Genomic DNA, 285 nt, shown 5'->3' with positions numbered 1-285 from the left:
CCGATAATACCAGGGAAGGAATGGTATTAGCAAGGGTCTTAGATAAACTGGAAATGATCAGGAAGGCTATTGGCTCAGATAAGGTATACGATGTTATTGGTGAGATATTCCCCCCTAAAGATTTATATAAATTAGTGATGGACGCAGTTTCAGGCAATATTAGTAAAAAGGATATTCAGGAAAAGCTTGATTTCCCAGTGGATGAAAATTACAAGAAAAAATTAATAGATGAAGTTATGGAACAGGGATTAGTAAACACTATTGATTATAAATCCATAGATGAAA

The 285-nt window shown here is 34.0% G+C and carries 1 protein-coding gene; it reads left to right on the top strand.

Going from position 1 to position 285, the window contains the following annotated elements; genetic code table 11:
* A partial coding sequence (locus K6T82_RS24300) for a hypothetical protein (protein WP_223711631.1) occupies window positions 1-285 on the top strand: 285 nt, incomplete at both ends.

This window comes from Flavobacterium potami (genome assembly GCF_020026915.1).
In the GTDB taxonomy this organism is placed as follows: domain Bacteria; phylum Bacteroidota; class Bacteroidia; order Flavobacteriales; family Flavobacteriaceae; genus Flavobacterium; species Flavobacterium potami.
Note: the sequence above shows the minus strand (reverse complement) of the source record. Positions and strands in the feature narration are given on the sequence as shown.